The sequence below is a fragment of the Streptomyces sp. NPDC048352 genome, from assembly GCF_040651895.1.
In the GTDB taxonomy this organism is placed as follows: domain Bacteria; phylum Actinomycetota; class Actinomycetes; order Streptomycetales; family Streptomycetaceae; genus Streptomyces.
On record NZ_JBEZKZ010000013.1, the window covers coordinates 41,363 to 65,062 of the forward strand.

Here is a 23,700-nt window from a genome sequence, read left to right on the forward strand (position 1 = left end):
CTTCGTCTCTCGTTCGGCGGCCGCGCGGCGTCAGCGGGCGGGTGTGCGGTGGCGGTCGGTGAGCTCCTCCAGCAGGGGGACGAGCTCGTTGGGGGCGGGCAGGGCCGCCATCTCCTCGCGCAGGTCGACGGCGCGCGCCGCGAACCGCGGCTCCTCCAGCAGGCGGAGCACGTTCTCGCGGACCGCCGCTCCCGTCGCCCTGTCGTGCGCCAGCTCCAGCCCCGACCCCTGCTCGACGATCTTCCGGGCGAGGAGGGGCTCGTCGAAGTGGTACGGGACCGACAGGTGCGGAACGGCGTGCCCGGCCATGGTGGCGACCGTGCCGGTTCCGGCGTGGTGGATCACGGCGGAGCAGGTCGGCGCCAGCGCGTGCAGGGGTACGAAGGACACCAGCCGGGCGTTCTCCGGCACGTGCCGCAGCCCGGCCCGCTCGGCCTCGGAGAGCGTGGCGACGAGCTCGATGTCGAGGTCGGCGAGCGAGTCCAGGACGTCCTGGGTGCTGATCGTGTACCCGTCGTAGTGGTCGGTGGCCGTGAGCCCCATCGTCAGGGCCACCCGCGGCCTGGAGGGCCCGGCCCACAGCCACTTGGGGACCGTCGCCGTGCCGTTGTACGGGACGAAGCGCATGCGCAGGTAGTCGAGGTCCTCGGCCTCCACCTGGAGGCTGCGCGGGAACTGGTCGATGGTGAAGTGCCCGGTCGCCATGTCCTCGCTGAACTCGCCCCCGTACTTGCGGGCGTAGCCGCCCAGCCAGTCGGCGAGGTGGTCGGTGCGCTCCCCTTCGGGCCGCTCCGCCTTCAGCCGCAGGAACCGCTCGCGGGCCGCGCCGAAGACGTCCAGCCCGAACATCAGGCGGGCGTGGGCGGCACCGACGGCCTTCGCGGCGATCGCGCCGGCCTGGGTCAGCGGGTCCCAGACCACCAGGTCGGGCTTCCAGTGGCGGGCGAACTCCACCAGGCCGGAGACCAGCGGGAAGTTGTCGGGCTTGAAGCCCTTGGCCACCGCGTCGTAGTAGCCGTTCAGCATGGGCTCCCACGCGGCCTTCGCCGGGTCCTCGACCGCGTCCCAGGGCGCGTGCAGCCCCGCCCGCGCCGCTTCGAGCTCCTCCGGGTCCAGCCGCGCGACCCGGAACAGGTCGCTGTCGCGGCCCACGGGGACGGCCGTGAGCCCCGCCTGGGTGACCGCGTCGGCGAACTTGGGCTGGCAGGCCACCCGGACCTCGTGGCCGGCCGTGCGCAGCGCCCAGGCCAGCGGGACCATGCTCAGAAAGATCGTTTTTTCGGGGAGGACGGTGAAGAGGACGCGCATGAGTGCTGCCTTCCGGGTGTGGGACGGGAGGGGGCGCCGCGGGGCGCGCGGGCTCAGGCGGAGCGGCGGGCGGAGGAGCGGAACGCGGCGGTGAGCTCCTCCAGCCGGGGCACCAGCTCGTTGGGCGCCGGCTGCGCGAGGGACTCCTCCCGCAGCGCCGCCGCCCGCTCGCGGAAGCCGGGCTCGCCCAGCAGCCGCACCACGGCCTCGCGCACCGACGCCGCGGTCGCCCGCTCCGCCCCGATGGCCAGGGAGCCGCCCTGCGCGGCGGCGAGCCGGCCCAGCGTGGGGCCGTCGAAGTCCCAGGGCAGCAGCAGCTGCGGGACGGCGTGCTGCGCCATCGTCAGGAACGTGCCGTACCCGGCGTGGTGGACGGCCAGGTCGCAGGTCGGCGCGAGGGCGTGCAGGGGGACGTAGGACACCAGACGGGCGTTGTCCGGCACCCGGGAGAGCTCCTCGCGCTGCTCCTCGCCGACGGTGGCGACGACCTCGACGTCCAGGTCGGCCAGCGAGTCGAGGACGTCCTGGACGTCGAACCCGTGGCCCGCGCCGTGCGCGGCGGAGCTGATCCCCATGGTCAGCGCCACCCGCGGCCGCTGCGGCGCGCCCCACAGCCAGCGCGGCACCACCGCCGGCCCGCCGTAGGGCACGAACCGCATGGGCAGGGTGGGCAGCGCGCTCGCCGGCCGCAGGGACGCGGGGAGCTGGTCGATGGTGAAGTGCCCCGTGGCCAGGTCCTCGGACCAGTCGCCGCCGTACAGCCGGGCATGGCCGCCCAGCCACTCCGCGAGCGGATCCGACCGCTCGGCCGGGGGCCCCGCGTCCCGCAGCCGCAGGAACTCCTCCCGGGTCCTGCCGAAGGCGTCGACGCTCCACAGCAGCCGGCCGTGGGCGGCGCCGCAGGCCTGGGCGGCGAGGGGACCCGCCATCGCCAGGGGTTCCCACAGGACGAGGTCCGGACGCCAGGCGCGGGCGAAGCGGACCAGGGCCGCGGTCATCGGGAAGGTCGCCGGCTTGTGCCACTGGTGGATGATCCCGGCGTACCCCTCCGTCAGGTGGCGCCAGTCGGCCCGCTCCGGGTCCTGCACCACGTCGTACGGCGCGGGCAGGCCGAACTCGGGCCGGTACGACCAGTCCTCGACGGTGTGCATGCTGCGGCGCAGCAGCTCCCACAGGTCGTAGTCGCGGCCGACGGGGACGGCGGTGAGCCCCGCCTGGGTGACCACGTCCGAGAACCAGGGGGCGCCGGCGAAGCGCACCTCGTGTCCGGCGGTGCGCAGCGCCCACGCGAGCGGCACCATGGCCAGCACGTGCGCGCGTTCGGGATTGGCGACGAACAGGACGCGCACGGCTCACGCTCCGAGCGGGGCGGTGGCCGCCGTCGCGCGCTCACGCCGCTCGGCCGTGAACCGCTCCAGCACGCCCACCAGCTCGTTGGGCGCGGGCATCGCCAGCATCCGGTCGCGGAGCCCGGCGGCGCCCCGGCGGAACTCCGGCTCGGACAGCAGCGCGCGCAGCCCGTCGCGCACGTCCGCGCCGGAGGCCTCGCGCGGGTTGAGCACCAGCCCCGCACCGGTCCGGGCGACGCCGGAGGCCAGCGCGGGGCCGTCGTTGTCCCACGGCAGGATCAGCTGCGGCAGTCCGCGCAGCGCCGTCGTGGCGAGGGTGCCGAAACCGGCGTGGTGGATGACGGCGTCGCAGGTGGCGGCGAGCGCGTCCAGCGGCAGGAAGGAGGCCACCTTGGCGTTGGCCGGGATCCGGGTCAGCTTGCGCTGCTCGGCCTCCGCGATGGTGGCGACGAGTTCGATGTCCAGTTCGCCGAGCGCGTCGAGGACGTCCTGCACGCCGACGACGTACTCGCCACCGTGCCCGGTGGTGCTCAGTCCCAGGGTGAGGGCCACCCGGGGCTTGCGCGGGGCGCCGTGCAGCCACCCGGGCACCACGGCCGGACCGCCGTACGGCACGTACCGCAGCGGGAGGTAGTCCAGGTCCGCGCGGTGCTGGAGGCACTCAGGGACCAGGTCGACGGTCGCCTGGCCGGTGATCAGGTCCTCGCCGAACTCGCCCCCGTACCGGCGGGCGTAGCCGCCCAGCCAGTCGGCGAAGGGGTCGGTGCGCCCGCGCTCCGGCCGCTCGGCCCGCAGACGCAGGAAGTGGTCGCGGGCCACGCCGTACATGTCGGTGCCGAACAGCAGCCGGACGTGGGCCGCCCCGACCGCCCGGGCCGCGATCGCGCCGGCGTAGGTGAGCGGCTCCCAGACGACCAGGTCCGGCTTCCAGTGCCGGGCGAACTCGACCAGCTCCGTCACCATGGGCACGTTGCTGCTCTTGTGCCAGCGGTCGACCTGGGTGGCGTACCCCTCGCTGAGGTACTCCCAGGTGATGTCGCCGGGCTGCCGCTCGGCGACGTCGTAGGGCAGGGGCATCCCGCCCCGGTCCGAGCGGCCGAGCCAGTCGGGGTCCCGGGACAGGATCTGCCACAGGTCCCGGTCGCGGCCGACGGGCACGGCGGTGAGGCCGGCCTGGGTGATCACGTCGGCGAACTTGGGCTGGCTGGCGAAGCGGACCTCGTGTCCGGCGGTGCGCAGCGCCCACGCCAGCGGGGCCATGCTCAGGAAGTGCGTTCGCTCCGGATAGGTGGTGAACAGGACGCGCATGGTGCTGCCCTTCTGGTGTGCGTCAGGCGTGGGTGGTGTCGCGGTGGCGGGCGGTGAGTTCCTCGATCCGCGCGACGAGCTGGTTGGGGGTGGGCAGGGCGAGGGTCTCGTCGCGCAGTGCGGCGGCGCGCTCGGTGAACCGCGGCTCGTCCAGCAGGCGCCGGACCGCGGCACGGACGTTCTCGCCCGTGGCCCGGCTGGTGTGCAGGTCGAGCCCGGCGCCCTGTCCGGTGATCAGGCGCCCCAGGATCGGCTGGTCCCAGTGGTAGGTCAGGGACAGGTGGGGCACCGCGTGCCGGGCGACGGTGGCCAGGGTGGCGGCGCCGCCGTGGTGGATGAACGCGCTGCACGTGGGCGCGAGGTGGTGGATGGGCGCGTAGGGCACCAGCCGGACGTTGCCGGGTACGGGGCCCAGCGCCGCCTTCTCGCTGTCGGCGATGGTGGCGACCAGCTCGATGTCGAGGTCGGCCAGGGCGTCGAGGACGTCGCGGGTGTCGATGGTGTAGCCGTCGTACACCTCGGTGGCGCTCAGGCCCATCGTGAGGGCGACCCGGGGCTTCTCCGGGGCCTTCCACAGCCAGGCCGGGACGGTGGCCGGGCCGCCGTACGGGATGAACTGCACCGGCTCGTACCGCAGGCCCGGAGCGCGGGTCTGGAGGCTGGCGGGGAACTGGTCGATGGTGAAGTGGCCCACCGCCATGTCCTCCGTGTACTCGCCCCCGAACTTGCGCGCGTACCCGCCCAGCCAGTCGGCGAGCGGGTCGCTCCGCCCGCCCTGCGGCTGCTCCGCCCCGACGCGCAGGAAGTGCTCGCGGGCCACGCCGAAGACGTCGATGCCGAAGAGCAGCCGGGCGTGCGCCGCCCCGACGGCCTTGGCGGCGATCGCGCCGGCGTAGGTGAACGGCTCCCAGACGACCAGGTCCGGCTTCCAGTGCCGGGCGAACTCCACCAGCTCGCCGATCATCGGGAAGTTGTCCTCGCGCAGGGATCCCGTCGCCAGCTCGTAGCCGGTGGACAGGTGCTCCCAGGTCGCCTTGGACGGGTCCTCCGCGACGTCCCAGGGTGCGGGCAGACCGGCGCGCGACTTCGCCAGCAGCGCGGGATCGACCAGCTCCAGCAGCCGGGCCGGGTTCTGGCGGCGCCCGACGGGCACGGCGGTCAGACCGGCCTGGGTGATCACGTCGGCGAACCGGGGCAGGCTCGCGAAGCGCACCTCGTGGCCGGCGGTGCGCAGCGCCCAGGCCATCGGCGCCATGTACTGGAAGATGCTCTTGTGCGGGTTCGCCGCGAACAGGACACGCATGACTTCGCCTTACTCGGAACGACGGACGGGAGAGCGGTACTCGGCGGTGAGCTCCTCCAGCACGGGCACCAGTTCGTTGGGCGTCGGCAGGGCGAGGAACCGCTCGCGCAGCTCCGCCGCCGCCTGCCGGAACGACGGCTCGCCGAGGACCCGCAGCAGGCTCTCCCGCACCACCGCTCCCGTGGCCCGGTCGGCCCGGACGGACAGGACGGCCCCTTCCGCGGCGGCCCGGCGGGCCAGTTCCGGCTCGTCGAAGTCCCAGGGCACCGCGATCTGGGGCACCGGGTTCAGCACCGTGGTCAGGAAGGTCCCCGGCCCCGCGTGGTTGATCACCGCGCTGCAGGTGGGCAGCAGGGCGTGCAGCGGCACGTACGACACGACCCGGACGTTGTCGGGGATCCGCTTCAGCTTGCGCTGCTCGGACTCGGCGAGGGTGGTGACGACCTCGATGTCGAGGTCGGACAGCGATTCGAGGATGTCCGACACGTCCGCGACGTGGCCGGCGAAGCGGTTGGTGGCGGCGATGCCCAGGGTGAGGGCGACCCGGGGCCTCGCGGGCTGCTCCCACAGCCACCGGGGAACCACCGCGGGCCCGCCGTAGGGCACGTACCGCATGGGCACGTAGCGCAGGTCCGCGGCCATCCGCATGGAGGCGGGGAACTGGTCGATGCTGAAGTGGCCGGTGGCGAGGTCCTCGGTGTACTCCGCGCCCGGGCCGCCGTACTTGCGGGCGTATCCGCCCAGCCACTCGGCGAGCGGGTCGCCCTGCTCCTCCCGCGGCCACGACGCCTTCAGGCGCAGGAAGCGCTCCCGCGTCAGCCCGAGCACGTCGATGCTCCACAGCAGGCGGGCGTGGGCCGCGCCCACCGCCTTGGCGGCGATCGCGCCGGCGTACGCGAGCGGCTCCCACAGGACCAGGTCGGGCTGCCAGTGCCGGGCGAACTCCACCAGGTCGGCGGTCATCGGGAAGTTGTCGGTCTTGTGCCACTGGCCGACGACGTGCGCGTAACCCGCCCGCATCGTCTGCCAGTCGAGGTCCTCCGGCGCCAGCTCGGCCGCACTGTAGGGGTCGGGCAGGCCCTTGCGGTCCGCCTCCATCCGGTCCGGATCGAGTTGCGGCAGCCGCCAGACGGGACGGTCGCTGCCGACGGGGACGGCGGTGAGCCCCGCCTGGGTGACCACCTCGGCGAACTTCGGCGGGACCGCCACACGGACCTCGTGTCCGGCGGTGCGCAGCGCCCACGCCAGCGGCACCATCTGCTGGAAGAGGCTCTTGTCCGGGGTGGAGGTGAACAGTACGCGCATGATTCCCCCTAGGAGTCGCGACCGGCGCGGGCGGCCGTCACACCGTGCTGTGCTCCCGCCACGGCGGCGCAGAGGCGGTCCAGGCCTTCCCGGAGCGGTACGCGGGGCGTCCAGCCGGTCAGCTCCCGGAACCGCGCGGACCGCAGGACGAAGTCCAGCCGGTCCGTCGGCAGGGCGAACTCGGCGGGCACCGTGTCCACCACCGGCACCGGCGGCAGCCCGGTGTGCCGGGACACGGCCCGCGCGATCGCCGTGAACAGCTCCGCGACGCTGGTCTGCTCGCCCGAGCCGACCTCCCACGCCCCGCCGACGACCGCGTCGAGCGCGTCGAGCGCGGCGGTGAAGGCCCGGGCCGCGTCGTCGATGCCGAGCAGGTCGCGCTTGGCCTTGCCGCCGTGCCACACCGTGAGCGGCTGCCCGGCGACCGCACGCCGGGTCATGGCGGCGACGACACCCCGGTCGAGGTCCGTCGCGTCCGTGCCCAGGCTGTAGAGGGTCGACAGGCGCAGCGTCGCACCGCGCACCACGCCCTCGGCCGTGGCGTCCGCGATCGCCTGCTCGGCGGCCAGCTTGTGCCGGTCGTAGGTGGTCAGCAGCGACTGCGGCGGGACCCCGTCCGCCGGGGCGGCCGGCACGCTGGCCGACTGGGAGAGCGAACCGGAGAACAGCAGCGCCGGCGGCTCCGGCCGGCGCTCGGCGCGGACCGCCTCGACCACCTCGTGCACCAGCCCGACGTTCACCCGCTCGGCGAGGGCGTCGCCGTCGGCGACCCGCCAGGTGCCCTTCCCGGACAGGTGCGCCACGAGGTGGACCACCGCGTCGGAGCCCGCCACGGCGTCCGCCACCGCGCCGGGCCGCGTGAGGTCGACCCGGCGTTCCTCGATCAGCGCGACGGGCCGGGGCGGGACCGCCACGGGGCGGCGGCCGACGAGCCGGAGCCGGACGCGCCTGCGTGCGAGTTCCCTGCTGACGGCCGTACCCAGCAGGCCTGAGGCACCGAGCACGGTGATCAGCGGTGCCGTTGCGTGACCTGGCACTGGTTCTCCTTAATCCTGTTCCGGTGGGCGGCGGGCGCGGGCGCGCCCGGCGGCGTCAGGCCGCGGGGCGGGGGCGCAAGGGCGCGGGGGCGGGCCCTGCGGGGGCCCGGCGCCAGCTCAGCCCGGGGCCGAGGACGCCCCCCAGGGCGCCGTCGACGTGGCGCTCCCACTCGGCGCGCCCGAGTTCGAAGGTGTGCAGGTCCCAGTGGCGCCCGCGGAAGTAGAGGTGCTCCCGCAGCACCGCGGTGGCCTGACTGCTGTCGGGGGTCAGGCCGACCGAGCCGAAGGTGGCCTCCGTGGTCTGCGCGATGACCTTGTCGACGTCGAACATCGCGAAGGCGTAGTTGATCGTCAGGTAGATCGCCTCGGAACCGACCCCGAGCCGGGCGCGCCGGGGGTCCAGATAGACCCCGGACTTGACGTGCCCCGCGGGATTCAGCCCGTGCAGCGTGCTGAACCCGAGGACGTCCCCGCTGCCCCGCGCGGTGACGACGAAGGCGGCGTCGCACTTCGACAGGTCGCGGCCCTCCCCGCGCGCCGAAGGGCTGACGCTCTCTATGCCGGTGCGCAGCATGGTGCGGACGAGTTCCGAGTGGTGGCGGGTGGAGGCGGGGCGGAACGCGAGGCGGCGGGAAGCGGTGTGCGGGAAGAGCACGTCGGGATCCAATCGGTCGGGGAGGCGTGGGCGTGCGGAAGACGGCCGTCAGGTCCCGTCCGCCGTGCCGCCCCCCGCGTCCGGCGCCTGCGGTGCGGGCGCGCGGCCGGCCCGGAGGCTGTCCCAGCGCATGTCGCCCACCGCCGTCGGCAGCTGGTCGAGCAGGCTCAGCTCCGCCGCGGTCAGCCGCAGGCCGGCGGCCGCCACGTTCTCCTCCAGCCAGTGCAGGTGCCGCGTACCCGGGATCGGGACCACGTCCGGGCCCTGCGCCAGCGCCCAGGCGATCGCCACCTGGGAGGCGGTGGCGCCCTCGTGGCGGGCGGCGATCTCCTGAAGGCCGTCGAGGATGGCCCGGTTGGCGCGCATGGCATCCGCCCCGAACCGCGGGTCCCGGACCCGTGAGTCGTCCGGGTGCAGGTGCTCGTGCGCGACCCGGCCGGAGAGGTAGCCGCGTCCGATGGGCGCGAAGGCGAGGAACCCGACGCCGTTGCGCCGGCACCAGGGCAGGACGTCCCGCTTGTTCTGCTGCGACCACACCGACAGCTCGTACTGCACCGCCGTGATCGGGAAGACCGCGTGGATCCGCTCGAGTTCCTCGCCGGTGGCGTGCGAAATTCCGAGGCCGCGCACCTTTCCCTCGGTGACCAATTCGCCGAGGGCGCCCCACGTTTCCTCGATCGGCACGGCCGGGTCCACCCGGTGCAGCTGATAGAGGCCGATCGTGTCCGTCCGAAGCCGGCGCAGGGACGCCTCGCAGGCCCGGCGGAGGTGTTCGGGCCGGCCGTCGCGGACGAACTTCCCGTCGGGCTGGGCGATCATTCCGCACTTGGTCGCGATGACGACGTCGTCCCCGCGGTGTTCCAGCGCGCGGCCGAGGAGTTCCTCATTGCTGAACGGACCGTACACATCGGCCGTGTCGAAGACGTTGATGCCGAGTTCCAGGGCCCGGTGGATGACGCGGGTGGATTCCTCGTCATCCCGCGGACCGGCTCCGTAGCCGTGGGACATCGAACTGCAGCCAAGGCCGAGCGCACTCACGGAAAACCCGTCGGTCAGCTTGGTTCGCCACATTTCTATGTACTCCATAAAATCCGGTGGTGACAACTCTCGTGCTGCTGCGGAGAGGCCGGGGCGGAAGCCCGCAGGGCACATGGATTCACTTCGGGAGGCGGATCGCCGACCCAGATCATTCCGTATCGGCCGGAAAGCCGGGAGCTGTCACCGGGCATTACTTGCGGGGGCGGGGCGATTCTCCCGTGCGCCGCCTTCGAGAAACTCCGCGAGCAGCTCGGGAACGGCCTCGCCGGCCAGTGTCACGAACTGCTCGACGCTCATGTCCGGGGCCTGGTAGATGCGCAGTCCGGCAGCGGTCGGCGTGGCCACGCTCACCAGCCCCAGCCACCGCTGCACCACGGACTGGCGGATCCTCAGGCCGAGGACCGCCTCCCGCCGCAGCGCCGAGGTCTGACGCCGGGACAGGCCGTGCCGCATCACGAGGTACGGCTGCGCGTACGCGTGCCCCAGGGCGCGGAACGCGACCACGGCCCCGGCGGCGGCGAGCGGCAGCGCCCACAGCGGCACCGCCCAGACCCACCCGGGGACCGCTCCCGTGGCGCCCAGCCAGGCGGCCAGCCCCGACAGCCCGGTGCAGGAGGCCACCGCCCACAGCAGCCTGCGCAGCAGCGCGCCGCGGGGGTGCCGGCGCAACGGCGCCTCCAGGGGCCGCGCCGGGCCGGGCAGGACCAGGGCCGCCACCCTCCTGGCCTCGCGGACGGGGCCGCGCGGCAGGATGCTGCTGGCGGGCTCCCCGGTGAGCGACCAGCTCGCGAGCCCGGTGGAGACGACCGCCGTCTCGGTGAGACCGATCCAGCGCCAGAACAGCGGTTCGCTGAGCTGCACCCCGCGCAGCCGGCGGTCGTCGCGGTGCACCTCGCGGGTGGACATCAGCCCCTGCCGGGTGATGAGTTCGCTGCCGTCCTCCTTGAACCTGCGCACCAGCGTGAAGTGCCAGTTGTCCTGCACGAAGCCGGTGGCCAGGGCGAGGAAGCCGAGCAGGAAGACCACGGCGCCCCACAGCGCGTACGAGCCCCAGCGGCCGGGGGCGAGGCGGTCGACGACGCCGCCGATCGCACCGGTGAGGTCGAGGCCGACCAGCTCCGCCATGGAGTCCAGGCTCCACAGCATCAGCGCCCCGACCAGCATCCCCCAGATGTTGATGACGTTGTAGAAGATCCAGTACCAGCGCACCCGCGCGATGGGGGTCTCCCGGAAGGACGCGGTCTGCTCCGCCTCGGGGTCGGGGACGCCGCGCATCAGCTCCAGGCGCAGGGCCTGCGCGCTCTCCCTGGAGACCGCGTCGAGCCGCAGCGCCGGCCGGGCCCCGCCGGAGCTGATGACCACCACGCGCAGACCCGCGAGCCGGTGGCGCAGCCGGGCCTTGTGGTCGACGGCGCGGATGCGGTCGCGCGGCACCTGGCGGTAGACCCGCATGATGCGGCCGGTCCTGATCTCGACGAGCTCCCCGGTGATCCGGTAGCGCGTGCGCAGCCACCGCACGACGTCGCCGACGCTGATGACGACGCCGACGCCGGTGGCGGCCATCGCGGGCCACAGGTCCGACAGGCGCCGTCCGGTGCCGAAGAAGAGGACCGACAGGACGGTCGGCGCCAGCGACAGCAGGAGCCGCATCAGGTTGACCCAGATCAGCCGCCCGTCCAGGCGCTGCCAGGGCGCCCCGTCGAGGTCGTCCTCGGGCGCCGCCGCGTCCGTCCGGGCGGCGTCCAGGGCGCTCACGTCGCGTCTCCGGGCGTGGCCTGGGTGAGGGCGGTGAGTTCGGCGGCGGTCCGCGCGACCACGTCGGCGTCGAGCCCGACGATCTTGACGTGGCCCTCGTGGGAAGCGGTCACCACCCGGAGCGTGGCCAGGCCCAGCCACTGCTGCACGGGGCCGCGGACCACGTCCACGCTCTGGATGCGGGACACGGGGACGATGCGCCACTCCCGCACGAGCCAGCCCTTGAGGTCGTACACGGCGTGCTCGGTGCACTCCCAGCGGTGGACGCGGTACCGCAGGCTCGGCATGAGCACCGCGGTGACCGCGTGGCCGGCCGCCAGGATGACGAGCCCCGGCCCCAGCCAGGGCCGGGACGCGTCCCAGAGCCAGTACGTGAGCCCCAGTGTCCCGAGGACGACGGCCGTGGAGATGACGACCCGGATCGTCCACCACCAGACCGCCCGCCTCTCCACGCGGTGGCGGGGCGGGCGGATCCGGTCGCGGGGCGTTCCGATCGACAGCGCCGGGGAAGGCGCCTCTGCTCCAGTCATACCGTCATGGTGCACCGCCGATATGCCCTCGTAAGAAGAGCGGAACACGGAATACGAGAACTCAGCTGCCGACGGCCGGAATGGACTCCACGGCGTCGTCGAGAGCCGCGGTAATCCACGTCAGGAGATCCTGCCTCGTGTGCTGCGCGGCGGCCTGCCAGCGTTCTCGCTGATCGTCGTTCGGCTTGATCTTCAGCGGAACGGGACGCTCTTCCTCGACCGGTGACTTGCGCGCCCGGACCTGCCGCCTCAGTTCGTTGCGGGACCAGCCCTGCTCCGCCGCCTGGCTCAGCAGCCGGCCCCGCTCCTCGGGATCCATGCCCGCCACCTCGGCATGGTGCTGGAAACTCAGCTCGGCCAGCCGCTGGTGCGGTGCGAAACTACGGGCGACCCAGGCGTAGTTCCGCAGGGTCTGATAGTCGAGCGACGTCTGCGCTATCGCGTGCTTGTAGCGGTTCGGGAATTCGCTCTGACCGTAGATGAGCCAGTCTCCGAGCCACCACGAAGAGGAATTGGAAATCGCCTCTATCTGCTGCCCGAGGCTGCTCCAGGCCTCCATCGACATGCCACGCGGGATGGAGAGCGTCGTTCTTCTTCGGATGGCCTGACCAAACGCCGTAGAGGGGCTGACGGTGACGGGATTCTCCTTGGCGTGGTCGAGCATGTCTTTCTGCTCCTTTCACTGAACCCGGCTGCCATGTGTACGGCGTTCGAGTTTTCGCAAGGGTGGTAAATGGTGCTGTGAACCCGCGGGTCCGATCGTGATCCGCGGTCCTATGAGGATGGTCTGAACCTGCTCGCGTCCCGCTCGTGCGGCTCGCCGACGCCTCCCGCCGACGCCTCCCGCCGGCGCGTCCCGCCGGCGGGACAGCCGCGGGCGTCCCTGCGTCACAACCCGGCGCGGGCCGGGCGCTGTTCCCCCTGCGGCCGGAGTCGCGCACGAAGGCCGTGTCCCATGTGGCGGCGCGCGCGGGCCGCCGCGGGAGCCGTCAGCCGCCGCGCGGCACCCGCGGTCCGCCCCCGTGCGCCGGCCGGCCGGCCGGGGAGGAAGGGCAGGTCCGGCGGTGCCGGCACAGGGCGCACCGCGGAATCCGGCGCCCCGGGCCGAGTCCGTCGCGGGACGGGGGGCCCGCCCCGGCGTACCGGGCGCGCGCGGAGTCCAGGAGCACCCGCGTCAGCACCGACACGTCCGAGCCGTCGCCGTGCGGGGCCGTCGCCTCGTACAGGCGGCCCCACACCCCGGACCGCGACCAGAGCAGGAACCGGCGGTGCGCCGTCGACTTCGATATGCCGAAGCAGGGCGGCAGCGCCCGCCAGGCGCACCCGCTGACCAGCACGTACACGATCGCGGCGAAGACGGTCTCGTCAGGCGTGTCCGGGGTCCCGCCGCCCTGCGGCCGCACCCTGGGCGGCGGGATCAGCGGTTTCGCCGCCTCCCACAGCCCGTCCGGAACCACCCAGCTCCACGTGCCCTGGCCCCTGGCCACCTCGGCGATCACCTCACCACGTAGGACACGGTTCGGCGGCCGTCGTCCTGTTCTTACGGATGGTGTCCGCCGGACTCGTGGCACGCGTGCGGCACGGCTCAGACGGCGGTCTTTCGGGCACCGTCGGCGACGATGACCAGGATGACTCCCAGGACCGACAGGGAGAGGTTGCAGATGACTTCGTACCCGTGGAGCGCGGAGATGTGGGGGACCACGTACAGGTTGACGAAGTTGAGCACCGGGCTCAGGAAGGGCTGTACCGCCAACTGGTCGATGGTGCCGCTGATCCCGGCGACGACGAGGAAGGCTCCCGCGAACTGAAGGAATTTTGGCATGCCGTCAGGCTAGGAAGACCTGTCCGTGCCGCAGATCCCTCACCGGTACATCCCGGCGCGACCGAAGCACCGCGGTCCGGCCGCCGGACGGGACCAAAGTGCCCTCCGCGCCTCGACTTCCGTGCCGTGCGCCGTCGCCGCCCCGCCCCCCGCGCGGGGGCCTCGGGGGCCGTTCTGCTGCGGTTATGCTCACCGCATGACCTCAGCCGAGCAGCCCACGGTCGACGTGTTGATCGCCGACGACGACCCGCTGGTGCGCATGGGGCTGTCGGTGATGCTGGGCGGAGCCCAGGACCTGCGCATCGTCGCCCAGGCCGGTGACGGCGCCGAGGCGATCGAGCTGGCGCGCCGGCACCGTCCCGACGTGGTGCTGATGGACATCCGCATGCCGGTCATGGACGGGCTGGCGGCCACCGAGGCGCTGCGCGCGATGAGCGACGCCCCCGAAGTGCTGGTGCTGACCACCTTCGACGCCGACGAGTACGTGCTCCGTGCGCTGCGCGCGGGCGCCGCCGGCTTCGCCTTGAAGGACACCCCGCCGGCGGAGATCGTCGCCGCCATCCGGCGGGTGGCCCAGGGCCAGCCGGTGCTGTCGCCGCCCGTCATGCGGCGGCTCATCGACCGGGTCGTGTCCCTGCCGGACGGCAGCCGCAGGCGGGACGCCGAGGAGCGGCTGGCGGTCCTCAACGAGCGGGAGCGGGCGGTGGCCCTCGGTATCGGCCAGGGGAAATCGAATGCGGAAATCGGCGAGGCGCTGTATCTCGGCGTCTCCACGGTGAAGACCCATGTTTCCAGCATCCTGACCAAACTCGGCCTCAACAACCGCGTCCAGGTCGCACTCTTCGTGCACGACGCCGGAAACCCGGAGGACCGGTCTTGACGCCGAGCGGCCCGGTTCGCAGGTTCACACATCTCCTTCGCCGTATCTTCACGTAATCCCGAGTTCATCCCCGACAGGACGCCGACGGGCGGGACGGGACGCACTCGTGGCTGGGTACAGTGGTGTGGACTGTCTCAAGTGAATCGATAGCTCTGAAGGATCGTCATGGGGGATGTAAAAACGAGGGAACGGTTCGGAGTCTTTCGACAGGCTGCGCAAGCGGCCGTCGAGAGACGTGCCGGGGCCGTCGAGCAGGTCGCTGCGCGCCGAACCGTACTGGAAATGCCTTCCGGGATATCCATGGACGATTGGAGGACGATTGGACATCGATTGTTCGCCGCTGCGGACTCGTCGGCCTGGTGGCTCGGGGACTGGCTCATCTACGGCCAGTCGTCCTACCCGGACCGCTACCGGCGGGCGGTCGAGGAGACCGACCTCGACTACCAGACGCTGAGGAACTACGCCTGGGTGGCACGGCGGTTCGCGCCCGTGCGCAGGCGGCCGGCGCTGAGCTTCCAGCACCACGCCGAACTGGCGAGCCTGCCGGAGCAGGAACAGGACTACTGGATGGACCGGGCCGAGCGGCTCAACTGGTCCCGGAACTTCCTGCGCGCCCGCGTGAAGGCCGCGCGCGAGGCGGACGAGCAGAACGACCGGAACGCCATCGGCATGCGGATCCAGGTGAACGTCTCCCGCGACCGGCGCCAGCGCTGGGCCAGCGCGGCGGCGGACATGGAGCAGGACCTGCCGGGCTGGGCCATGTCCATCCTCGACCGCGCCGCCGCCGCGGTCCTCGAGGACGGGGAGGACGCGCACGCCGTGTCCCGTCACGAGCCGGCCGTGCTCGCGTCCCGTGCCGGGTGAGCCGGAACCCGTCCGGCACTGACGGCGCCGCGGAACCCGCCGGCCGCACCGCCTGATCGAAGGGCCCGGCCGCAACTCCCCACCGAGTTGCGGCCGGGCCCTTCTGCTTTCTCCGCCGGAATTCCGCCGACCACCGTGAAACGGGGTCGCCGGAGGGAGCACGCGGATGTCACCATAAGACCGCTCCGGAAAAGAACGCAGGAGGTACCCGTGACCGATACGCCGGAAAACCAGGCCGCCGAGAGCGACGGCAAGGCGGAGTTCCGGGAGGCTCTGGAGCGCAAGGCCCGGATCTCCCGCTCCCGGCAGGCGAACAGCGAGGGCCATCTGAAGCTCAAGGGCTACAACGGCCCCCACGGCCAGAGCCGGACCTTCCGCCGGAAGGCCGGCTGAATCACCCCGCACCCCGCCCGGGCTGCCGCCATCCGAATACCCCATCGGATCGCGGCAGCCTTTCTCCGTATTCCCGCCGGCCGCCCCGCCCCTACCTGAACGGAATTCCGCCGGATTCCCACTCGAGCGGGCGTCCCGCACCGGCATTCGGTCCCTGCCCGGGGCCCCGCCGTCGACAATGGCCCGCGAACGGCAGCCGGCCGGCCGGGGCCGTTCGCCGTCAGCCGGTGACGTCCCGCAGCCAGCCGTCCACGGTGTCCGCCACGGCGCCCGCGTCCGCGCCCAGCAGGGAGAAGTGGTCGCCGTCCACCTCCGCGAGGTGGTCCGCGTACTCCCAGCCGCCCGCCGCGGAGGCCGCGGACGCCGAGGCGCGCACCAGCAGCGTGGGCGCCGCGGCCGGCTCGGGCGTCCAGTCCGCGAACACCCGCAGGTGGCCGCCCATCGCGAGCAGCCGTCCGTCCTCGGGCACGCCCAGCGGGCCCGCCGGGTCCAGCAGACGCTCCGTCAACGCCACCAGGCCGTGCAGGCCCGCGTCCCGGGCGTACGTGTCGAGCAGGACGACGGCGGCCGCCTCCCCGCCGACCTCCGGCAGCTCCCGGGCCACCGCGTGCGCGATCCACCCGCCGGAGGAGTGCCCCAGCAGCACCGGCCGCGCCCCGCCCGCCGCCTCGGCCACCGCCTCCGCCTGGGCCCGTACGAGGGCCTGCCGGCTGCGCGGCAGCACCGGATCACCCCCGAAGCCCGGGTGCGCGAGCACCGTCAGGCCCCGCCGGCCGTCCAGGGCCGCCGCCAGCGCCCGGTACTCGTGCGGGCCGGAGGCCGCGCCCAGGGAGGGGAACGCGAACACGTCCGCCGCCCCCTCCCGCGGCGGCGCCAGCCGCGCCGGAGCCGGCCAGCGCTCCACCCCCGACCGTGCGTCGTAGCCGGGCAGCAGCTCGGCCGCCGCCATCAGCAGCGCCGCGCCCTCGGCGGTCCGGCCCTGCGCCCGGGCCCCGCGCAGCAGCCCCGCGAAGGTGCCCCCGCCCGCCGCCCCGGCGGGCAGTGCGGCAGGCGCACGCACCGCCGCCGCCGTCCCGGACTCCGGCCGGCGCCCCGCCTGCCCGAACGCGTACGCCTCCGGCGGCACCCGGGGCGGCCGGCCGGCCCCGGACCGGCGGCGCAGCGCGGAGACCGCGCCGACCAGCGTCTGCTCCTCCGGCCGGCCGCGGCGCAGGGCCGGGACGAAAGCGGTGCTGCCGTCGCCCAGGCAGGCGCGGGCCATGGTGGTGAGGACCGCGTCGGGGCCCAGTTCGAGGAGGGTGGTGGCGCCCCGGGCCCGCAGGGTGCGGACGGCGTCGTGGAACCGGACGGCTCCGCGCACGTGGCGGACCCAGTAGTCGGGCCGCGCGACCTCGTCGGTGACGACGGTGCCGGTCAGCGCGGAGACAAAGGTGATCCGGGGCAGCCGGAACTCGATGCCCGCGAGGGCCGCGCGGAACTCCTCCAGCATCGGATCCATGAGCGGCGAGTGGAAGGCGTGGCCGGCGCGCAGCGCCTTCGACTTGACGTCCTGCTCCGCGAGCCGCGCGACCACGTCCCGTACGGCCGCACGCGCGCCGGAGACGACGACGGCCCGGGGCCCGTTGACGGCGGCGATGGCCACGCCGGGCACCAGAAGCGGCGCCACCTCGTCCTCGCCCGCCTGGACGGCGACCATCACCCCGCCCTCGGGCAGCGCCTCCATCAGCCGTCCCCGCGCGCTGACGAGCGCGGCGGCGCCGGCCGGCGACAGCACCCCCGCCACGTGCGCGGCGGCGATCTCACCGACGGAGTGCCCGCCGACGAACCGCGGTACGACACCCCACGACTCGACCAGCCGGTACAGCGCGACCCCGACCGCGAAGAGGGCCGCCTGCGCGGTCCCGGTCCGGTCCAGGGCGTCGGCGTCCTCGCCGAAGACGGCCTCCTTGAGCCCGCCGCCCAGCTGCGCGCACACGGCGTCGAAGGCATCGGCGAACACGGGGAACGTCCCGTACAGCCCGCGGCCCATCCCGAGCCGCTGGCTGCCCTGCCCGGTGAAGAGGACGGCCAGGCCCCCCTGCGCCGTACCACGCGTGTCCTCGGCCATCGTCGTCGCCCCACCCCTCCGCACCGCCGCGAGGTCGTGCGGGGGACATGCTGCGCGCCGCCGGTGGAGGAGGACTCGAGAACGCCTGAAGCCGGCCGCCGCGCCCGGTGCGCACGAGGCGCGGCGCCCCAAGGACCGTACCGCGCACGGCAGCGGTGGTGAGGCCGGGCAGCGAGCGCGGCTGGAGCCGGCGGCGAGGACGACGTGGCGGCCCTGGCAGCGGACGCCGCCGGCCTCGACCTCGGTCGGGTCCACGGCTGACCCGCCGTCGGTATTCCGCCATGTGGACGGGCCGGGGAGAACTCCCCGGACCGTCCGGCTTTCTCGGGGAAACCGCTGGTACGGCACCGGTTCTGATGCCACGATCACTGCGCGTGCGGGCAGGGGGCCCGCCGGTAACCAGCCAGTAGGCGAGGACGCATCCATGAACCCGGAACACGGCACACCGCCCAGCGCGACCAGCAGGGCCGCCACCCTCCTGCTCGGACTCTCCACCGTCCTCATCGGCCTGATGGCGGGTCTGTTCTTCGCCTTCGACGTCTCGGTGATGCCGGGACTGGCCGCCGGCGACGACCGTACGTACGTCACCGCCATGCAGAACTTCAACGCCGCCATCGACGGCAACGGCCTCTTCGGCAGCGCCTTCGTCCTCGCCCTGCTCGCCACCGCCGCCGCCGCGGTCGTCGCGCACCGCCAGGGCAGACGGGGGCCGGCGGTGTGGGCGGCCGCCGCCGCCCTCGCCTACCTCGTCGTCCTCGCCATCACCTTCGCGGTGAACATCCCGCTGAACAACGAGCTCGCCGACGCGGGCGACGCGGCGGGACTGACCGACTTCGCGGTGCTGGAGAAGTTCAAGGGCACCTGGGTCACCACCAACATCCTGCGCACCCTGCTGTGCACCGCCGCCCTCACGGCGCTCGCCCGGGCCCTCCTCCTCCACGGCCGCGCCACCGCCCGCTGACCGCGGGCGCGGCGCGCCCCGTGCCGCCGCGGGCTGACCCGGCCCGATCCGGCCTGATCCGAAAGACCCCGCCTAGGCGTGCTGCCCGTGCAGGACCAGGGCCCACGCCAGCAGTCCGAACGCCACCGTGCACAAGGCCGTGCGCCACACGTTCGCGCGGACCCAGCGTCCCTCGAACGCGCGGCGCACGGCGGCCGGATCGGCGATCCGGTCCGCCGGGCCGGCCTGCTCCAGGGCGTTGTTGAGCGGGATGTTCACCCGGCCGGTGACCACCATGGCGAGGACGTACGCGACGAACGCCCCCGCCAGCGGCACCAGCGCGTGCCGCCCGCCACCCGGCAGGTGCAGGCCCAGGGCCAGCCCGGTGAACAGCAGCGCACCCACGTAGCCGAGCAGGAACCACCCGTTGAGGATGGCCACGTTGATCCGCTGCATCGTCTCGACCACCGTGCGGTCGGACGAGGCGCGCAGCCCGGGCATCACCGCCACCGAGAAGCCGTAGAAGAGGCCGCTGACCAGGCCCATGGTGATCGTCGCAGCGATCAGTGACGCGAACCGTGCCGTTTCCACGTTGTCCCCCGTGCAGGTAGCCGTGTCGGACGTACGGCACCTGCCGCACCCCGTTGGCCGGATTCTCGCCCATCCGCGGCCCGTCCACCCTGGTGCGCGCCCCTCTCCGGCCGATCCCACGGTCGTACCCGCGCCACCCCTCGTCGCATCGCACGAGCCCAACGCGCCGCGGGTGCAGGCAGGATGGCCTGTCCAAGGGCGGCCCCGCCGCGCGGTACCCTCCGGGCTGGGCCCGCACGCCCGCCAGGACGCCGGAGAGGAATCAGACCGTGACCGACCCGAAGCACAGGCTGGACGCACTGCGGTCCGACATCGAGCGCCGCAACCCCGCCCAGCCCGAGTTCCACCAGGCCGTACGGGAGGTGCTGGACACCCTCGCCCCCGTCTTCGCGGCGCGCCCCGAGTTCGCCGAGGCCGGGCTCGTCGAGCGGCTCGTGGAGCCGGAGCGGCAGATCATCTTCCGGGTGCCGTGGACGGACGACCACGGGCACGTCCACGTCAACCGCGGCTACCGGGTGGAGTTCAACAGCGCGCTGGGCCCGTACAAGGGCGGCCTGCGCTTCCACCCCTCCGTGGACATCGGCGTCGTGAAGTTCCTCGGCTTCGAGCAGATCTTCAAGAACGCGCTGACCGGGCTCGGCATCGGCGGCGGCAAGGGCGGCAGCGACTTCGACCCGCACGGCCGGTCCGACGCCGAGGTCATGCGCTTCTGCCAGTCCTTCATGACCGAACTCCACCGCCACATCGGCGAGCACACCGACGTCCCGGCCGGGGACATCGGCGTCGGCGGCCGCGAGATCGGCTACCTGTTCGGCCAGTACCGGCGCATCACCAACCGCTGGGAAGCCGGGGTGCTGACCGGCAAGGGGCAGGGCTGGGGCGGGTCCGCGATCCGGCCCGAGGCCACCGGCTACGGCAGCGTCCTGTTCGCCGCCGAGATGCTGAAGGTGCGCGGGGAGTCCCTGGACGGCCTGACGGCCGTGGTCTCCGGCTCCGGGAACGTGGCCCTGTACACGATCGAGAAGCTTCAGCAGCTCGGCGCCCACCCGCTGACCTGCTCCGACTCGCAGGGCTACGTGGTCGACGACAAGGGCATCGACCTGGCGCTGCTGCGGCAGGTCAAGGAGGTCGAGCGGGGACGCGTCAGCGAGTACGCGGCCCGTCGCGGCCCCTCCGCCACGTTCGTCCCCGGCGCCCGGGTCTGGGAGGTGCCGGCCGACCTGGCCTTCCCCTCCGCGACCCAGAACGAACTCGGCGCCGACGACGCCCGCGCCCTCATCGGCAACGGCGTCAAGGCGGTCTCGGAGGGCGCCAACATGCCCACCACCCCCGAGGCGGTGCACCTCTTCCAGGCGGCGGGCGTCGCCTTCGGCCCGGGCAAGGCCGCCAACGCGGGCGGCGTCGCGGTCAGCGCCCTGGAGATGGCCCAGAACGCGGGCCGCGCGGCCTGGACCCGCGACCGGGTCGAGTCGGAACTCGCCGCCATCATGAGCGGGATCCACGAGGTCGCGTACGAGACGGCCGCCCGCTACGACGCCCGGGGCGACTACGTCACGGGCGCCAACATCGCCGGATTCGAACGCGTGGCCACCGCGATGCTGGCCCAGGGCGTCATCTGAGCCCGCCCCCCCCGGCCCCCCGGCCGCCCCGGCCCGCCGGCCGGGGCGGCCTTTCGCGCAGCGTCTCGAGCCGCACCCTGCCGACCGTCTCCGCGCTCCGGAACGGCTGCACGGCACACGGCCGGGCCCGGGCGGCCGGGCAGCGCGCCGCCGGGCGGGCCCGTTCCCCCCGCCCGGGACGAGGGCCGCTCGGGCCGGTCGCCGGCCGGGGGACGTAGCCTGGGGTCCGCCAGCCCACCGACCGGGAGGAGCCGCGTGCTGACCGCGCTTGACGGGACGTACGGCGACCGCGAGGACGCCCTGTGCGTCGCCGGCCGTACCGCCTCGTACGAGGAACTGCTCGGGGCGGCGGGCGCCGTCGCCGCCGACGTCGCCGGAGCCCCCGCCTTCGCCGTGACGGCGACCGCCTCCCTGGAGACCGTGGCGGCGGCCGTCGGCGGGCTCCTGGCCGGGGTGCCCTTCGTACCGCTGCCCCCGGACGCCGGCCCCGCCGAACGCGAACACGTCCTGCGGGACTCCGGCGCCGTCGAGATCGGCGTCGACTTCGCCCGGCGGGCTGCCGCCCCGCCCCGCGGCGGCGGCCCGCAGGACCCCGCGCTGATCCTGTACACCTCCGGCACCACCGGCCCGCCCAAGGGCGTGGTCCTGACCGCCGCCGCCCTGGCCGCCGACCTCGACGCCCTCGCCGGAGCCTGGCAGTGGAGCGCCGAGGACACCCTGGTGCACGGGCTCCCGCTGTTCCACGTCCACGGCCTCGTGCTCGGCGTCCTCGGCGCCCTGCGCACCGGCAGCCGCCTCGTGCACACCGGCCGCCCGACCCCGGCGGCCTACGCCGCCGCGGGCGGCAGCCTGTACTTCGGGGTGCCGACCGTGTGGTCCCGTATCGCCGCCGAACCGGAGTCCGCCGCCGCGCTGTCCGGGGCCCGCCTCCTCGTCTCCGGCAGCGCCGCCCTGCCCGCGCCCGTCTTCCGGGACCTGGAGCGCCTCACCGGCCACCGCCCCGTCGAGCGCTACGGGATGACCGAGACCCTGATCACCGTCAGCGGCCGCGCGGGCGGCGAGGTCCGCCCCGGCACCGTCGGCACGCCGCTCCCCGGGATCCGCACCCGCATCGCCGCCGAGCCGGGCGCCGAGATCGGCGAACTCCAGCTGACCGGGCCCACGCTGTTCTCCGGGTACCTGGGCCGGCCCGAGGCGACCGCGGCCGCGTACACCGCCGACGGATGGTTCCGCACGGGTGACATCGCGGCCGTCGACCCTCAGGACGGCGTCCACCGCATCGTGGGCCGCGCCTCCATCGACATGATCAAGTCCGGTGGCTACCGCATCGGCGCCGGCGAGATCGAGAACGCCCTGCTGGACCACCCCAATGTGGCCGAGGCGGCCGTCGTCGGCGTCCCGGACGCGGACCTCGGCCAGCGGATCGTCGCCTTCGTCGTCGCCGCGGGCGTCACCGGCGCCGAACTGACCGACTTCGTCGCCGCGCACCTGTCGGTGCACAAGCGCCCGCGCGAGGTCCGCTTCGTCCCCGCGATCCCCCGCAACGCGATGGGCAAACCGCAGAAGAAGCTGCTGCTCACGGACGCGTGCGAGAAGGCCGGCTGAGCCCCGCCGCCCGGGTCGGCTCCCGGATCCGGCGCATCCACCTGCCGCCGCGCCGGGGGACTGCCGCACCGGCGTCCGGCGGCGGTCGGCGGGCCGTTCTGATGCCCCGCTGAGCGCCCCCTGACGGCCTTCTGACGGCTCTCTGCCGCCATGGCGCGAACGCCGGAGACGACCTAGGCAGGGCCGGTGGCCGTCGGTACGTTGGCCGGCATGGACCAAACGGCTGGTGCCTTTCGAACCAGGACCGATCGGCGTGCCCTCGCGGCCGCCTCCGTCACCGTCGCCATGTGGGCCTCCGCGTTCGTCTCCATCCGCGCGTCGGCGGAGCACTTCGGTCCCGGCGCGCTCGCGCTGGGCCGGCTGCTGACCGCTTCGGTGGCGCTCGGCGCCGTACTGCTGGTCAAACGCACGCCGCTGCCGCCGCGTCAGGCGTGGCCCGGGATCATGGCCTCCGGGGTGCTGTGGTTCGGGTTGTACATGGTGGCGCTGAACTGGGGTGAACAGGGCGTCGACGCCGGCACCGCCGCCATGGTGGTCAACATCGGGCCCCTCGTCATCGCCCTGCTGAGCGGGTGGATGCTGAAGGAGGGGTTCCCGCCGATGCTGCTGGCGGGGATGGGCGTCTCCTTCGCGGGGGCGGTCGTCGTGGGGATGTCCACCTCGAAGGGCGGCGCCTCGTCCCTGACCGGTGTGCTGCTCTGCCTGGTCGCCGCGCTCGCCTACGGGGCCGGGGTGGTTTCGCAGAAGCCCGCGCTGCGGTACGCGAACCCGCTCCAGGTGACGACGTACGGCTGCTTCGTCGGCACCGTCTGCACCCTGCCCTTCGCCGGGCAGCTCCTCGAACAACTTCCGCGGGCGCCCCTGTCCGCCACCCTCAACATGGTCTACCTGGGGCTCTTCCCGACCGCCCTCGCCTTCACCACCTGGACGTACGCCCTGTCCCGGACCACCGCCGGGAAGATGGGGGCGACGACGTACGCGGTGCCGGCCGTGGTGGTCCTCATCGCCTGGGCCCTGCTGGACGAGGTCCCGGGCTGGCTGACGCTGGTGGGCGGCGCGATCTGCCTGGGCGGCGTCGCGGTGTCGCGCAGCCGGCCGGCGCGGCCCACGAAGGCGGTGGCCGCGGCGAAGCAGCCGGCGTGATCCGGAAGAGAGGGACTTTGCGGTCACCCCCGGGCTGTCCCGGGGGCCGAGGTGGTCGATGATGCGGTCCGCCGCCGACTTCGACGCCCCGAACAGCAAGGAAGACGCCCGTCGCGGCGGTTGGCCGGAGTGCCCCGGTCCGCGGTTC

Annotated in this window: 21 protein-coding genes and 1 pseudogene; 7 read left to right on the forward strand and 15 right to left on the reverse strand. The window is 73.8% G+C overall.

Going from position 1 to position 23,700, the window contains the following annotated elements:
* Positions 1-30: 30 nt before the first annotated feature.
* The 13 genes and pseudogenes from AB0D45_RS09910 to AB0D45_RS09970 form a co-directional block, all read right to left on the reverse strand.
* Positions 31-1,308 (reverse strand): activator-dependent family glycosyltransferase, encoded by a 1,278-nt coding sequence (locus AB0D45_RS09910; protein WP_362456659.1) that lies wholly within the window; start codon positions 1,306-1,308, stop codon positions 31-33.
* Positions 1,309-1,361: 53 nt separating this feature from the next.
* Positions 1,362-2,657 carry an activator-dependent family glycosyltransferase gene (locus AB0D45_RS09915; protein WP_362456661.1) on the reverse strand — a complete coding sequence of 432 codons (1,296 nt, stop codon included), beginning with the start codon at positions 2,655-2,657 and terminating at the stop codon, positions 1,362-1,364.
* Between the two features lie 3 nt (positions 2,658-2,660).
* Entirely contained in the window at positions 2,661-3,965 is a 1,305-nt protein-coding gene (locus tag AB0D45_RS09920; RefSeq protein WP_362456664.1) for an activator-dependent family glycosyltransferase, read from the reverse strand.
* Between the two features lie 22 nt (positions 3,966-3,987).
* On the reverse strand, positions 3,988-5,268 hold the full coding sequence (locus tag AB0D45_RS09925; RefSeq protein WP_362456667.1) for an activator-dependent family glycosyltransferase: 1,281 nt from the start codon (positions 5,266-5,268) through the stop codon (positions 3,988-3,990).
* Positions 5,269-5,277: 9 nt separating this feature from the next.
* On the reverse strand, positions 5,278-6,573 hold the full coding sequence (locus AB0D45_RS09930; RefSeq protein WP_362456670.1) for an activator-dependent family glycosyltransferase: 1,296 nt from the start codon (positions 6,571-6,573) through the stop codon (positions 5,278-5,280).
* Between the two features lie 8 nt (positions 6,574-6,581).
* The gene (locus tag AB0D45_RS09935; protein WP_362456673.1) at positions 6,582-7,610 is read right to left on the reverse strand and encodes an NAD-dependent epimerase/dehydratase; all 1,029 of its coding nucleotides are present in this window, start codon (positions 7,608-7,610) and stop codon (positions 6,582-6,584) included.
* A gap of 55 nt (positions 7,611-7,665) precedes the next feature.
* Positions 7,666-8,265: a GNAT family protein gene (locus AB0D45_RS09940; protein ID WP_362456675.1), complete on the reverse strand. Its 600-nt coding sequence runs from the start codon at positions 8,263-8,265 to the stop codon at positions 7,666-7,668.
* A gap of 48 nt (positions 8,266-8,313) precedes the next feature.
* Entirely contained in the window at positions 8,314-9,336 is a 1,023-nt protein-coding gene (locus tag AB0D45_RS09945) for an aldo/keto reductase (protein WP_362456677.1), read from the reverse strand.
* Positions 9,337-9,483: 147 nt separating this feature from the next.
* A complete protein-coding gene (locus AB0D45_RS09950) occupies positions 9,484-11,058 on the reverse strand; it encodes a PH domain-containing protein (protein WP_362456680.1) in 1,575 nt (524 codons plus the stop codon).
* Complete coding sequence (locus AB0D45_RS09955; protein WP_362456683.1) at positions 11,055-11,588, reverse strand: PH domain-containing protein; 534 nt, start codon at positions 11,586-11,588, stop codon at positions 11,055-11,057. Before AB0D45_RS09955 ends, AB0D45_RS09950 begins: the two co-directional genes overlap by 4 nt.
* A gap of 61 nt (positions 11,589-11,649) precedes the next feature.
* Positions 11,650-12,252, reverse strand: coding sequence for an LmbU family transcriptional regulator (locus AB0D45_RS09960; protein ID WP_361601835.1), 603 nt, complete (start codon positions 12,250-12,252; stop codon positions 11,650-11,652).
* 464 nt (positions 12,253-12,716) lie between these two features.
* Positions 12,717-13,075 (reverse strand): annotated as a pseudogene (locus AB0D45_RS09965) (transposase); the annotation flags it as partial.
* Between the two features lie 98 nt (positions 13,076-13,173).
* Positions 13,174-13,410: a hypothetical protein gene (locus tag AB0D45_RS09970; RefSeq protein WP_361601838.1), complete on the reverse strand. Its 237-nt coding sequence runs from the start codon at positions 13,408-13,410 to the stop codon at positions 13,174-13,176.
* 196 nt (positions 13,411-13,606) lie between these two features.
* Here AB0D45_RS09970 and AB0D45_RS09975 point away from each other — a divergent pair, with 196 nt between their 5' ends.
* The 3 genes from AB0D45_RS09975 to AB0D45_RS09985 all read left to right on the forward strand — a co-directional run bounded on the left by AB0D45_RS09975 (position 13,607) and on the right by AB0D45_RS09985 (position 15,547).
* On the forward strand, positions 13,607-14,290 hold the full coding sequence (locus AB0D45_RS09975) for a response regulator transcription factor (protein WP_362456687.1): 684 nt from the start codon (positions 13,607-13,609) through the stop codon (positions 14,288-14,290).
* Between the two features lie 165 nt (positions 14,291-14,455).
* Complete coding sequence (locus AB0D45_RS09980; protein WP_362456690.1) at positions 14,456-15,154, forward strand: LmbU family transcriptional regulator; 699 nt, start codon at positions 14,456-14,458, stop codon at positions 15,152-15,154.
* A 210-nt stretch (positions 15,155-15,364) separates the two neighbouring features.
* Positions 15,365-15,547: a DUF5302 domain-containing protein gene (locus AB0D45_RS09985; protein ID WP_361601847.1), complete on the forward strand. Its 183-nt coding sequence runs from the start codon at positions 15,365-15,367 to the stop codon at positions 15,545-15,547.
* Positions 15,548-15,767: 220 nt separating this feature from the next.
* On the opposite strand, the gene AB0D45_RS09990 is transcribed toward AB0D45_RS09985, so the two are convergent.
* A complete protein-coding gene (locus AB0D45_RS09990; RefSeq protein WP_362456693.1) occupies positions 15,768-17,654 on the reverse strand; it encodes an acyltransferase domain-containing protein in 1,887 nt (628 codons plus the stop codon).
* Between the two features lie 424 nt (positions 17,655-18,078).
* Here AB0D45_RS09990 and AB0D45_RS09995 point away from each other — a divergent pair, with 424 nt between their 5' ends.
* On the forward strand, positions 18,079-18,615 hold the full coding sequence (locus AB0D45_RS09995; RefSeq protein ID WP_362456696.1) for a DUF1772 domain-containing protein: 537 nt from the start codon (positions 18,079-18,081) through the stop codon (positions 18,613-18,615).
* Between the two features lie 72 nt (positions 18,616-18,687).
* Here the strand turns inward: AB0D45_RS09995 and AB0D45_RS10000 are convergent, their stop codons facing one another.
* Positions 18,688-19,185: a DUF1772 domain-containing protein gene (locus AB0D45_RS10000; protein ID WP_362456698.1), complete on the reverse strand. Its 498-nt coding sequence runs from the start codon at positions 19,183-19,185 to the stop codon at positions 18,688-18,690.
* Positions 19,186-19,454: 269 nt separating this feature from the next.
* Here AB0D45_RS10000 and gdhA point away from each other — a divergent pair, with 269 nt between their 5' ends.
* The 3 genes from gdhA to AB0D45_RS10015 all read left to right on the forward strand — a co-directional run bounded on the left by gdhA (position 19,455) and on the right by AB0D45_RS10015 (position 23,552).
* On the forward strand, positions 19,455-20,804 hold the full coding sequence (gdhA, locus tag AB0D45_RS10005) for an NADP-specific glutamate dehydrogenase (protein WP_361601856.1): 1,350 nt from the start codon (positions 19,455-19,457) through the stop codon (positions 20,802-20,804).
* A 255-nt stretch (positions 20,805-21,059) separates the two neighbouring features.
* Positions 21,060-22,409: an AMP-binding protein gene (locus AB0D45_RS10010; protein ID WP_362456701.1), complete on the forward strand. Its 1,350-nt coding sequence runs from the start codon at positions 21,060-21,062 to the stop codon at positions 22,407-22,409.
* Positions 22,410-22,619: 210 nt separating this feature from the next.
* On the forward strand, positions 22,620-23,552 hold the full coding sequence (locus AB0D45_RS10015) for a DMT family transporter (RefSeq protein WP_362456704.1): 933 nt from the start codon (positions 22,620-22,622) through the stop codon (positions 23,550-23,552).
* The last annotated feature ends 148 nt before the right edge of the window (positions 23,553-23,700 follow it).

Excerpts from the sequence above, each read along its gene's own strand:
- AB0D45_RS09970 (WP_361601838.1), bottom strand. The coding sequence starts at position 13,410 with ATGCCAAAATTCCTTCAGTTCGCGGGAGCCTTCCTCGTCGTCGCCGGG.
- AB0D45_RS09920 (WP_362456664.1), bottom strand. The coding sequence starts at position 3,965 with ATGCGCGTCCTGTTCACCACCTATCCGGAGCGAACGCACTTCCTGAGC.
- AB0D45_RS09945 (WP_362456677.1), bottom strand. The coding sequence starts at position 9,336 with ATGTGGCGAACCAAGCTGACCGACGGGTTTTCCGTGAGTGCGCTCGGC.
- AB0D45_RS10015 (WP_362456704.1), top strand. The coding sequence starts at position 22,620 with ATGGACCAAACGGCTGGTGCCTTTCGAACCAGGACCGATCGGCGTGCC.
- AB0D45_RS09930 (WP_362456670.1), bottom strand. The coding sequence starts at position 6,573 with ATGCGCGTACTGTTCACCTCCACCCCGGACAAGAGCCTCTTCCAGCAG.
- AB0D45_RS09980 (WP_362456690.1), top strand. The coding sequence starts at position 14,456 with ATGGGGGATGTAAAAACGAGGGAACGGTTCGGAGTCTTTCGACAGGCT.
- AB0D45_RS09955 (WP_362456683.1), bottom strand. The coding sequence starts at position 11,588 with ATGACTGGAGCAGAGGCGCCTTCCCCGGCGCTGTCGATCGGAACGCCC.
- AB0D45_RS09925 (WP_362456667.1), bottom strand. The coding sequence starts at position 5,268 with ATGCGTGTCCTGTTCGCGGCGAACCCGCACAAGAGCATCTTCCAGTAC.
- AB0D45_RS09990 (WP_362456693.1), bottom strand. The coding sequence starts at position 17,654 with ATGGCCGAGGACACGCGTGGTACGGCGCAGGGGGGCCTGGCCGTCCTC.
- AB0D45_RS09995 (WP_362456696.1), top strand. The coding sequence starts at position 18,079 with ATGAACCCGGAACACGGCACACCGCCCAGCGCGACCAGCAGGGCCGCC.
- AB0D45_RS09975 (WP_362456687.1), top strand. The coding sequence starts at position 13,607 with ATGACCTCAGCCGAGCAGCCCACGGTCGACGTGTTGATCGCCGACGAC.
- AB0D45_RS09960 (WP_361601835.1), bottom strand. The coding sequence starts at position 12,252 with ATGCTCGACCACGCCAAGGAGAATCCCGTCACCGTCAGCCCCTCTACG.
- AB0D45_RS09910 (WP_362456659.1), bottom strand. The coding sequence starts at position 1,308 with ATGCGCGTCCTCTTCACCGTCCTCCCCGAAAAAACGATCTTTCTGAGC.